Here is a 10,407-nt window from a genome sequence, read left to right on the forward strand (position 1 = left end):
GGCTGGAGCGGCGGCGGGCGGCGGGCTGGTCAGTCGAAGAACTCGCGCAACGACGCGCGGGCGGCCGCGGCGACGTGGTCGGCGAGCTCGCCGACCAGAGCGGGGTCGTCGGGCAGCTGCGTGACCGACAGGCGCAGCAGCGGCTGCTGGGGGGAGGCCGCGAACGACCGGCTGCCGGCGCCGGCCGACACGCCGTGCCGGGCGAGGGCCAGCAGCGCCGCGGTCTCGTCGGGCACCTCGACCCAGACGACCAGGCTGTGCGGTCCCGAGCGCACCGTGAGCCCGCGATCGGTCAGGGCGGCCAGCAGGGCGCTCCGACGCGACGAATAGCGTTCGCGGGCGAGGGCGACCGTCTCGGCGACGGAGGGGCTTGCGATCAGGTGCGCGAGCGTGTTCTGCAGGATGCGGCTGTTCGAGCCGACGCCGTGACTGCGCAGGCCTATCGTGCGGTCGACGAGCTCGCCGGCGCCGGCGAGCACCGAGGTGCGCACGTCGATGCCGTACGCCTTGCAGAAGCTGCGGATGCGGAGCACACGGTCCGGGAGCGCCGCGCCGAGGGAGGGCGACGGCAGGGTCTCGAGCGGGCCGATCGAGTCGTCCTCGATCACCCAGACGTCGTCATCGTGCCGGGCGAGCACGTCGGCGAGCTCACCGGCGCGCCCGGAGGCGACGCGATGGCGCAGCCCGAACGGGGCGCCCGGCTGGAAGACGAAGGCCACTGCGCCAGCCTCCAACGCCCGCGCGAGCGCGTCGGGTCGGGGGCCGTCGTCGTCCGCCTCCACGCCGATCGCCCGCAGGCCGAGGTCCCGCAGGGTGTCGAGCAGGCCCGGACCGACCGGCTCGTCGACGGCCACCAGGGCGCCCGGGGGCGCTGCGGCCTCGATCGCGAGGAGCAGCGCCTCGGTGCCGCCGCCGGCCGTGGTCCACGCCTGCGGCTCGAACGGCCACTCGGGGGCGACCGCATCCCGCAGCCGATCGGTCATGTACTCGCGGCCGAAGACGTTCAGCGTCTCGGCGTCGAGACTCGCCAGTAGGGCGTCGGCGAGCGCCGGCTGCAGGCGGATGTCGGGCGCGCTCTGGCCGAGGTCCACCGAGGTCCATCCGGCGAACGCCGCGGCGTCGGACACCGGCGGGGCGAGCACGATCGTGCCGCCGCGACGCTGGGTCTGGATGAGGCCCCCCTCGCGCAGCATCCCCCACGCGGCGAGCACGATGCCGACGCTCGTGCGACCGGTGCCCGCGAGGTCGCGCACCGTCGGAAGCTGTGTGCCCGGGGCGAGGTCGCCCGAGCGGATGAGGGCCGACAGAGCCGTGGCCAGGCCCTCGGCCGTGCGGTCCGCGACGTGCGAGAGCACCCACTCGGGGGACACCACATCCCGGTCCGCCGACACCGTCATGCTCGCCCGCTCTTCCGTCGCCGTGCGCCGCAGACAATGTCAGGGCGCGTCGGACACACCATAGCGAACAAAGCGGATGACAAGCCCGGCGCGGTCATCCGTCGACACGCGTGCGGGTGCTCCGGGGCGCGGGAGCCCGGTCGCTGCCCGTCGTCTCGGAGCTGCGCTCCTCGCTCAGGGACCGGAGAAGGAGACTCTCGCGTCAGCTTCTCAGGGCCCCTGCGGGGCACTCCGTGGGGGCACGAAAGCCCGGTCGCTGAGCGAGCGCAGCGAGACGAAGCGTGAGGACTTTCGCGTCAGGCGGCGACCGTCGTACGGTCACCCGCCCGGGACCGGGAGAGCGCGTGCGGGGCGCCCGGGGTGCGCAGCCGCTCGAGGAACTGCACGATCTCCGCGGCGACGGAGCGGTGCGTCACGTCGTTCAGGATGTCGTGGCGGCCGCCGGAGACGATGACCACGTCGGCGTCGCGGAGCGCGTCGTAGACGGGCAGGGCGTCGGCGACCGGGCTGACCGGGTCGCTCTCGCCGTGCACCGCCAAGGCGGGCACGCCGACGTGCGCGAGCGCATCCGCCGTCACGGGCTCGGCCGCATCCGCCAGCCGGCCGGGCACGGCCGACGCCGCGAGGACGCCGCGGTGCACGGGGCACGCCGAGCGCGCCTCGACCTCGGCCGCCCAGTCGGCGGGAGCGACGGCCCCGACCGTCAGGAGCCCGGCCAGGACGACGCCGGAGAGGGCGGCCGGATGCTCGGCGGCGATCCGCGCGGCCACCGACGCGCCGGCGTCCGAGCCGACGACCACGGCGGGGATGTCCCCGGGCGTCGTGCCGACGGCGGCGCGGGCGGCGTCGAGGGCGTCGGCCGCGTCCGAGACCACGACCGTCGAGCGATAGCCATCGACGGCCAGCCTTCGGGCGAACCGCTCGTAGAGCGCCGTCGTCTCGCCGCGGCCCGCGATCACGATCACGGAGCCTCGCGGTGCCGTCTCCGGTTCCCGCCATTCGGTCACGGGTTACCCCCTCTGCAGTCATTGTCGGGACATAACCTACGTGCCACCCGATCAATGCGCGAAATGTTACAGAACAAATCGATGTCCGCGGTGCCCGTCTGCGAACATGGGCGCTGTGAGCGCGCAGACACCCGAACCGGACCACCTCGACCCGACCGGGTTCGCGACGCGGCAGGTGCGCGCCGGCTACCGGCCGGGAACCCCGCAGAACACGGCCGTGCCGCCGATCTACCAGTCGGTGGCGTACGAGTTCGAGAGCTTCGCCGCGGCGCGAGACATCTTCGCGCTGCGCCGCACCGGCAACCTCTACAGTCGTACGGCGAACCCCACCCAGCTCGTCCTCGAGGAGCGCCTCGCCGCGCTCGACGAGGGTGTGGCGGCGCTCGCCACCGCGTCCGGCCAGTCCGCCGTCGCGATCGCGCTGCTCTCCCTCGCGCGCACCGGCGAGCACATCGTCGCCGCGCGCCAGCTCTACGGGGGCACGGTGGATCTGCTCACCGACACCTTCGCCGACTTCGGCATCGAGGTGACCCTCGTCGACCAGGACGACCTCGACGCGTGGCGGGCCGCCATCCGCCCCACGACCCGCGCGCTCTTCGGCGAGACGATCGGCAACCCCGTCGCCTCGGTGCTGCCGGTCGCCGAGATCGCCGGGATCGCGCACGCCGCCGGGGTGCCGCTCGTGGTCGACAACACGATCGCCACCCCGTACCTGCAGCAGCCGAAGCGGTTCGGCGCCGACATCGTCGTCTACTCGGCGACGAAGTTCATCGGCGGCCACGGCACGTCGCTCGGCGGGGTGATCGTCGACCTCGGCACCTTCGACTTCGGGGCCGAGGCCGAGCGGTGGCCCCAGTTCACCCAGCCGTATCCGCGGGTCGGTGACGTCGTGCTGTGGGAGCGCTTCGGACGCGAGCGCAGCGCCCTGCTCGTCTACGCCAAGACCAAGCTCGTGCACGACCTCGGCCCGTCGCTGTCGCCGTTCAACGCGTTCCAGCTGCTGCAGGGCCTCGAGACGCTCGATCTGCGCCTCGAGCGGCAGAACGCCTCGGCGGCGCGGATCGCGGCCCATCTGGCCGAGCATCCCTCCGTCGCGCGGGTGCACCATCCGTCCCTTCCCGGCAATCGCTGGCACGACGCGGCGGCGCGCTACCTGCCGCGCGGGGCCGGCTCGGTGTTCTCGTTCGACCTCGCCACCGGCGACGCCCACGTCGAGCAGGTGATCGATGGTCTCCGCCACTTCGCCCTCGTCGCGAACATCGGCGACGCCCGCAGCCTCGTCGTGCACCCCGCCACCACGACGCACAGCCACTTCGACGACGAGCAGCTCGCGCAGGCCGGCTTCGGCCGCGGCACCGTGCGGCTCTCGATCGGGCTGGAGGACGTGCGGGACCTCATCGCCGACCTCGACAACGCGCTCGCCCTCGTCCCGAAGGAATGACCATGGATCTCGGATACTGGACACCCGTCTACGGGGGATACCTCCGCAACGTCGGCGACGAGGGGATGCCGGCCACGTGGGCCTACATCCGCGAGCTGTCGCAACTCTCCGACCGGCTCGGCTACCACACGACCCTCGTGCCCGAGCTCTACCTCAACGACCGGAAGGGCACCGACGCGCCGAGTCTCGAGGCCTGGTCGCTGTCGGCCGCGATCCTCGCCGTGACCGATCGACTGCGGGTGCTGACCGCGGTGCGCCCCGGTTTCCACCTGCCCGCGGTGACGGCGAAGGAGTCGGCGACGATCGTCGACATCGGGGGCGACGGGCGATTCGCCCTGAACGTCGTGGCGGCCTGGTGGGAGGAGGAGGCGCGCCAGTACGGCGGCCGCTTCACCCGGCACGACGAGCGCTACGAGCAGGCCCGGGAGTTCGTCGAGATCCTGCGGGGGCTGTGGACGCAGACGCCGTTCGGGTACGACGGGGCGCACTTCCGGATCGACGACGCCATCCTCTCGCCGAAGCCCGCGAGTCAGCCCGCGATCTTCGCCGGCGGCGAGAGCGAGCACGGGCGGGAGTCCATCGCGGGCTTCTCCGACTCGTACGTGCTGCACGGCGGAACCCTCGACGAGGTGCGCGCGAAGGTCGCCGACATGAACGAGCGCCGGCTGCGGCTGGCCGGGCGCCCCATCGACGAGTTCGGCATGGCGGCGTACGTCATCGTGCGCGACACCGAGGCCGAGGCGCAGGCCGAGCTCGAGCGCATCACGACGGTCGACCCCGGCTCGCCCGGCTACGCCTCGTTCGAGGAGTTCGTGAAGAACTCGCAGCTCGACATCGAGGTGTCGCGTCGGGAGTACTCGGTCGGCACCCGCGGGCTGCGTCCGGGCCTGGTCGGCACGCCCGAGCAGGTGGCCGACCGCATCCGGGCCTACGAGGAGGCGGGCATCACCCTGCTGCTGATCCAGTCCTCGCCCGCCCGCGAGGAGCTCGCCCGGATCGCCGAGCAGGTGTTCCCGCTGCTCGGGGTCGGCGCCCGCGTCGGCGTCTGAGGACCGCGGTCGGCACGTTCGCGCCCGGGGCTGCGCCCTGGGGTGCGCACGGCCTGCAGGGTCGTGGCGAGTGCGCGGGGGCGCCTGCACCGGCGCGGTGCCGGTGGGTTGCGCTGCGCACCTCCTCCGATCCGGCTGGTGCGGCGGGATCGCGCGGCGTGTGAATGGGCTCACGCGGAGTTGCGCGCGCGTCGGCAGCGGGACGACGCTGTGTCGTGCACGAACCCGGGTCGTGCGGGGCGCGACGCGGTTCCGCGCGACGGCCGGTCAGCGCGACGCGGGGGGCGATGTCGCGATGTCGAGGACGCGCACGATCTCGCCGAGTGCCGGCATCAGCTCACCGGCCATCTGCTCGTATACCTCCCACGCTCGGCGGTACGGGTCGACCACGTCGTCGGCGGCGGGGTCCGCGGGCGGGTCCAGCTCGCCCCGGACGCTCCCCAGATGGGCCAGCAGCGCGCGCAGGCGGTCGCCCGGGTCGGTGCCGGCGGCGTCCGCGATGCGGGCGGCGTCGGCATCCGGCACGAGCCCGGCGAGCCGGGCGAGCTCGCGCACCGTGAACGTCGCCCGGAGCTTGGCCGGCGCGAGCTCGACGACCGCGCGCCGGTGCTCGCGCGTCATGGCCAGGACGAGATCCGGCTCGGCGAGGTGCGACTCGTTCAGCCAGCGCGCACGATGCCCGCCGACGAGCGGCTCGGGCACCCCGTACTGCCGCGCCAGCTGCATCGCCTCGGGCGTCATCGGCTGGTCGACGAGGGCGCGTACGCCGGCGCTCGCGACCCGTACCCCGCGGTCTCCGAGCTCGTCCTGCAGGATGATCTCGGCGAACGGCGACCGGCAGATGTTGCCGGTGCAGACGGTGAAGACGTGGAGCATGACGTCGCTTCCCCTGGTGGCGGTGGTGCGGCGCCGCGGCGGGCGGACGCGGATTGTGCGCGCCGCCCCGGTAACGTGGGCGCCGTGAGCGAGTCTAACGAGGGACGGGAAGAACCCCTGTTCGAGGCGCCCGACGTCGAAGTGCCCACGGATGCGCCGCCGCCCGTGGACGCCGCCGCGGAGGCGGCGGGAACGGATGACGCGGGTGCGCCGGGGACGGGCGCGGCCGATGGCGACGTCGATCCGGACGAGAGCGACGTCCCCGCGGACGTCCGCGTCGTCGTCGACGCCGGGATCCCGCTCCCCGTGGCGCAGACGCCTGGCGGGGAGGCCGGCGTCCTCGGCGAGGCCCCCGACATCGAGGTGCCCTCCGATGCGCCCGCACCGGAGGCGGCGGCCCGCGGCCGGTCGTCGCGCTTCACCCGTTCTGACTCCGGCGACTGGGTCGCCCGTCGCTCGAGCACCGAGCCGTTCGACGCCGACGCCGACGCGTCAGCGGCGCTCGCCGCCACCGGCGTGCTCGCCGCGGACGCCGCATCCGACGCCGACGATGACACGGACGATGAGGACGACGAGGCCGAGGCGCGCCGTCGTCGGCGCAGCCGTCGCCCCCGCAAGCGCCGCATGTGGCTGCAGGGCGGCACCTCGACCCAGCACTGGGACTGGCTGCTGGTCGGCTGGGCCGTCGTCTCGCTGGGCGCCGGCGTGCTCGTCGCGACCGCCGCCACCGAGTTCGTCGGCGGGGTGCTGGGCGGCTGGATCGGCACGATCGCGCTGTGGGTCGCGATGATCGTGCCCACCGTCTACGCGCTCACACGCTCGGTCCCCCGAGGGCTCTTCCGGTTCCGCTGGACGGACGTGCTCTTCGGCCTCGTGTTCGGCGTGCTGCTGCGGATCGTGGCGGGCCTGCTGGAGCAGAGCGCCCGAGGGGCGTCGGTGTGGCCGTCGTATCCGACCGTCGACGGACAGCTGGCGGGGGACTGGTGGTTCGGCGATCTCGTCGTGCCGGTCGTGATCGCCCCGGCCGTCGAGGAGCTCTTCTTCCACGTGCTGCTGCTGGTGGCTCTGTACACCGCGTTCCGCCGTCTCACCCGCGTGCGCGCGGTCGCCGGGTTCGGGGCCGCGCTCGTGAGCACGGGACTGTTCGTGCTGCTCCACGAGCTCACCGGATCCCTGGGCACGACGTGGGCGTCGGGCGCCGCCATCGCGCTCGTCGGGCTCGTCGGGGCGACTCTCGTGCTCGTGACCGGGCGGATCTGGGGCGCGCTGCTGACCCACGTCGTCTTCAATGCGTCGTACGTCGTGCTCGCCCTCGTCGGCACCATGGCGGGCCTGGGTGGAGGAGTCGGCCTGTCCTAGCGGCTCGCCGAGCGCAATGCCGCCGGAAACCGCTCCTGTCAAGTGGCATTCGTGCGGCTCGCGGCGGGAGATGATGCAGACATCCACTCGATGATCTGAAGGGATGCCCCGTGTCCCTCCGCCAGCTGAGCCGAACCGGCTCGACTCCGCCCGCCCGCGCCGACACCATCCGTGTCGCGTCGGTGCCCGCATCCCACGTCTACGTGCGGCACCTCGACCCGCCGCATCCGGGCGACGGGCTGCCCCGTGTGGAGCGCCTGGCCGATCCCGACCCCGATTCGCCCGGGCGGTCGACGGTGTCGCGGTGGTGGCCGCCGGCGATGCTGGAGCCGGAGTGGGTGCGCGCGCACCGGGACTTCGACGTCTTCCACCTGCAGTTCGGGTTCGACGCGCAGACGCCCGCGCAGCTCGGCGGGCTCGTCGCGGCGCTGCGCGAGACGGGGCGCCCGCTCGTCCAGACGGTTCACGATCTGCGCAACCCCCACCACGCGACGCGGGCCGAGCATGACGCGCAGCTCGACGTGCTGATCCCCGCCGCCGACGCCCTCGTCACGCTGACCCCGGGCGCCGCCGCCGAGATCCGCCGCCGGTGGGGCCGCGACGCCCGCGTGCTGCCGCATCCGCACGTCGTCGAGGCCGACCGCATCCGCCTGGCGCGCATCCGCCGTCCGCGCGCACGGCGCGAGGGGTTCCGCGTCGGCGTGCACGTGAAGAGCCTGCGCGCGAGCATGAACCCGCTGCCGATCCTGCGCGTCCTCGCCGCCGCGATCGGTGAGATCCCCGGCGGCGTGCTGCAGGTCAACGGACACCGCGACGTGCTGCGTCCCGGCGGCGCGGGCTACGAGCCCGAGCTCGGCGCGTACCTCGCGGAGGCCGAGGCGGCCGGGCTGCTGGAGCTCCACGTCCACGACTTCCTCCCGGATGCGGCGCTCTGGGACTATCTCGAGTCCCTCGACGCCTCGGTGCTGCCGTACCGCTTCGGCACCCACTCCGGCTGGCTCGAGGCCTGCCGCGATCTCGGCACGGCCGTGATCGCCCCGACGTGCGGGTACTACCGCGAGCAGGGACCCGTGTTCGCCTACGGCAACGACGAGGACGGGCTCGACGAGGAGTCCCTCCTCGCGGCGCTGCACGACGCCGCGGTCGCGGGCGCCCCCGAGCCGCTCCCGGTCGAGCATCGCCTCGGGGAGCGCCAGGCGATCGCCGACGCGCACGCCCGGCTCTACCGGGACCTGCTGCGGTGAGCCTGCGGATCTGCCTCATCGCCTCCAGCCGCTTCCCCATCGCCGAACCGTTCGCCGGGGGGCTCGAGGCACACACGCACGCGCTGGCGCGGTCGCTCGTCGCGCGCGGTCACGACGTCACGGTCTACGCGGCGCCCGGATCCGACCCCGCGCTCGGGGTGCGGGCCCTCGAGGTCGTCCCGTTCGCGCCGACCGAACGCGCTCGCCGGGACGTGTCGGCTCCGCCGGACGCGTGGATGCGCGAGCACCATGCGTATCTCGCGCTCATGCTCGACCTGCAGCGCGCGGGGCGGCGGCGCTTCGACGTCGTGCACAACAACACGCTGCACCACCTGCCGATCGCCATGGCGCCCGCCCTCGGCATGCCCATGGTGACCACGCTCCACACCCCGCCCACACCGTGGCTGGAGTCGGCCATGCGGTTGGGCGCCGGCGCCTCGACGTTCGTCGCGGTGAGCCGGTCCACCGCGACGCAGTGGGGCGACACCGTCACGCCGCTCGTCATCCGCAACGGCGTCGACGTCGACCGGTGGACACCCGGCCCCGGCGGGGACGGTGCGGTCTGGTCGGGCCGGCTCGTGCCGGAGAAGGCTCCGCATCTCGCGATCGACGCGGCCCGTGCCGCCGGCATCCCGCTCGTGCTCGTCGGGCCCCGCCACGACGAGGAGTACTTCGCCCGCGAGGTCGCCCCGCGCCTGGGCGGCGGCGTCCGCTACGCCGGACACCTCGACAGCGCCGAGCTCGGTGCGCTCGTCGGCCGGTCGGCGGTCGCGGTCGTCACTCCGCGGTGGGAGGAGCCGTACGGGCTCGTCGTCGCCGAGGCCATGGCCTGCGGCACCCCCGTGGCCGCCTTCGCCCGCGGCGGCGTCGTCGAACTGGTCGCCCCGGCGAGCGGCAGGACCGCGCCGTCCGACGACGTCGGCGGCCTGGCGCGCGCGATCCGGGAGGCCGTGGCCCTGCCCCGCGACGCCGTGCGCCGGCACGCCGAGCGGCACCTGTCGCTCGAGGGGATGGTGGCCGGCTACGAAGACCTCTACCGCCGGCTCGCCCGACCTCGTCTCGCCGCATGATCGGCTACTACATCCATCACCACGGCCGCGGCCACCTCGGCCGGGCGCGCGCCGTCGCCGATGCGCTCGGCGAGCCCGTCACGGGGCTGTCGTCCCTGGCCCGCCCCGACGCGTGGCCGGGCGAGTGGATCGCGCTTGCGCTCGACGTCCCGGACGGCGGCCCCGACGCCGCGACCGAGACCACGGCGCAGGGACGGCTGCACTGGGCGCCCGTCGGCGTCGACGGGCTGCGCGATCGGATGGCGGCGGTCTCGGCCTGGATCGCCGCAGCCCGCCCGTCCGTCGTCGTGGTCGACGTGTCGGTCGAGGTCGCGCTGCTCGCACGTCTCCACGGCGTGCGCGTGGTCACGGTGGCGCTGCCCGGCGTCCGCGACGACGACGCCCACGCGCTCGGGTTCGAGGTGTCGACGGCGATCATCGCCGCCTGGCCGCCGGACGCGACGGGGATGCTGTCGGGGCTGTCGGCGCACGCGGCGGCGCGGCTGCATCCGGTCGGCGCCGTCTCGCGCTTCCCGCCGGCGGGGGAGACGCCCTCGGATGCCGCGGCGTCCGCCCGGCCCCGCCGCGCGCTGGTGCTCGCCGGCGGGGGTGGCGACGACTTCACCGCCGAGAGCATCGCCGCGGCCCGCGCGGGCACGCCCGGCTGGGAGCTGACCCACATCGGGGGCTCGTCGGGACGCTGGGTCGAGGATCCGCGGGAGGCGCTGCGCTCGGCCGACGTCGTCGTCACCCATGCGGGGCAGACCGCGCTCGCCGACGTCGCCGCGGCGCTGCGACCCGCGATCGTCGTGCCGCAGCGGAGGCCGTACGGGGAGCAGGCCGCCAGCGGGCGCGTGCTCGCGGCCGGTCCCTGGCCCGCGATCGTCGTGGCCCGGATGCCGGTGGCCGGATGGGGGCCCCTGCTGGCGGCCGCGGCGGCGCTCGACGGGGGCGGATGGCGGTCGTGGAACGACGGCGGCGGGGC

Annotated in this window: 9 protein-coding genes; 6 read left to right on the forward strand and 3 right to left on the reverse strand. The window is 74.4% G+C overall.

Features of this window, described 5'->3' with window-relative positions:
- Positions 1-29: 29 nt before the first annotated feature.
- Together GVL03_RS18255 and GVL03_RS18260 are read right to left on the reverse strand one after the other, a co-directional pair.
- Positions 30-1,397: an aminotransferase class I/II-fold pyridoxal phosphate-dependent enzyme gene (locus GVL03_RS18255; RefSeq protein ID WP_159502440.1), complete on the reverse strand. Its 1,368-nt coding sequence runs from the start codon at positions 1,395-1,397 to the stop codon at positions 30-32.
- A gap of 296 nt (positions 1,398-1,693) precedes the next feature.
- Positions 1,694-2,404 (reverse strand): alpha/beta hydrolase, encoded by a 711-nt coding sequence (locus tag GVL03_RS18260; RefSeq protein WP_159502441.1) that lies wholly within the window; start codon positions 2,402-2,404, stop codon positions 1,694-1,696.
- Between the two features lie 115 nt (positions 2,405-2,519).
- On the opposite strand from GVL03_RS18260, the gene GVL03_RS18265 reads away from it, so the two are divergent.
- Both GVL03_RS18265 and GVL03_RS18270 read left to right on the forward strand, forming a co-directional pair.
- Positions 2,520-3,845 (forward strand): O-acetylhomoserine aminocarboxypropyltransferase/cysteine synthase family protein, encoded by a 1,326-nt coding sequence (locus tag GVL03_RS18265; RefSeq protein WP_235038234.1) that lies wholly within the window; start codon positions 2,520-2,522, stop codon positions 3,843-3,845.
- Positions 3,846-3,847: 2 nt separating this feature from the next.
- Positions 3,848-4,894 carry an LLM class flavin-dependent oxidoreductase gene (locus GVL03_RS18270; RefSeq protein WP_159502443.1) on the forward strand — a complete coding sequence of 349 codons (1,047 nt, stop codon included), beginning with the start codon at positions 3,848-3,850 and terminating at the stop codon, positions 4,892-4,894.
- 267 nt (positions 4,895-5,161) lie between these two features.
- On the opposite strand, the gene GVL03_RS18275 is transcribed toward GVL03_RS18270, so the two are convergent.
- Entirely contained in the window at positions 5,162-5,770 is a 609-nt protein-coding gene (locus GVL03_RS18275; protein ID WP_159502444.1) for a low molecular weight phosphatase family protein, read from the reverse strand.
- A gap of 84 nt (positions 5,771-5,854) precedes the next feature.
- On the opposite strand from GVL03_RS18275, the gene GVL03_RS18280 reads away from it, so the two are divergent.
- The 4 genes from GVL03_RS18280 to GVL03_RS18295 all read left to right on the forward strand — a co-directional run.
- Entirely contained in the window at positions 5,855-7,129 is a 1,275-nt protein-coding gene (locus tag GVL03_RS18280) for a CPBP family intramembrane glutamic endopeptidase (RefSeq protein ID WP_159502445.1), read from the forward strand.
- Positions 7,130-7,239: 110 nt separating this feature from the next.
- The gene (locus GVL03_RS18285) at positions 7,240-8,373 is read left to right on the forward strand and encodes a glycosyltransferase (protein ID WP_235038235.1); all 1,134 of its coding nucleotides are present in this window, start codon (positions 7,240-7,242) and stop codon (positions 8,371-8,373) included.
- The gene (locus GVL03_RS18290; RefSeq protein ID WP_159502446.1) at positions 8,370-9,443 is read left to right on the forward strand and encodes a glycosyltransferase; all 1,074 of its coding nucleotides are present in this window, start codon (positions 8,370-8,372) and stop codon (positions 9,441-9,443) included. Before GVL03_RS18285 ends, GVL03_RS18290 begins: the two co-directional genes overlap by 4 nt.
- On the forward strand, positions 9,440-10,407 hold a 968-nt coding region (locus tag GVL03_RS18295), incomplete at its 3' end, for a glycosyltransferase (RefSeq protein WP_159502447.1). The genes GVL03_RS18290 and GVL03_RS18295, both read left to right, overlap by 4 nt.

It is taken from the genome of Microbacterium sp. 18062 (assembly GCF_902706225.1).
Lineage (GTDB): Bacteria > Actinomycetota > Actinomycetes > Actinomycetales > Microbacteriaceae > Microbacterium.

What these genes read in the sequence shown, in the direction of transcription:
- GVL03_RS18270 (WP_159502443.1), top strand. Translation starts at nt 3,848, where the DNA reads ATGGATCTCGGATACTGGACACCCGTCTACGGGGGATACCTCCGCAAC.
- GVL03_RS18275 (WP_159502444.1), bottom strand. Translation starts at nt 5,770, where the DNA reads ATGCTCCACGTCTTCACCGTCTGCACCGGCAACATCTGCCGGTCGCCG.
- GVL03_RS18255 (WP_159502440.1), bottom strand. Translation starts at nt 1,397, where the DNA reads ATGACGGTGTCGGCGGACCGGGATGTGGTGTCCCCCGAGTGGGTGCTC.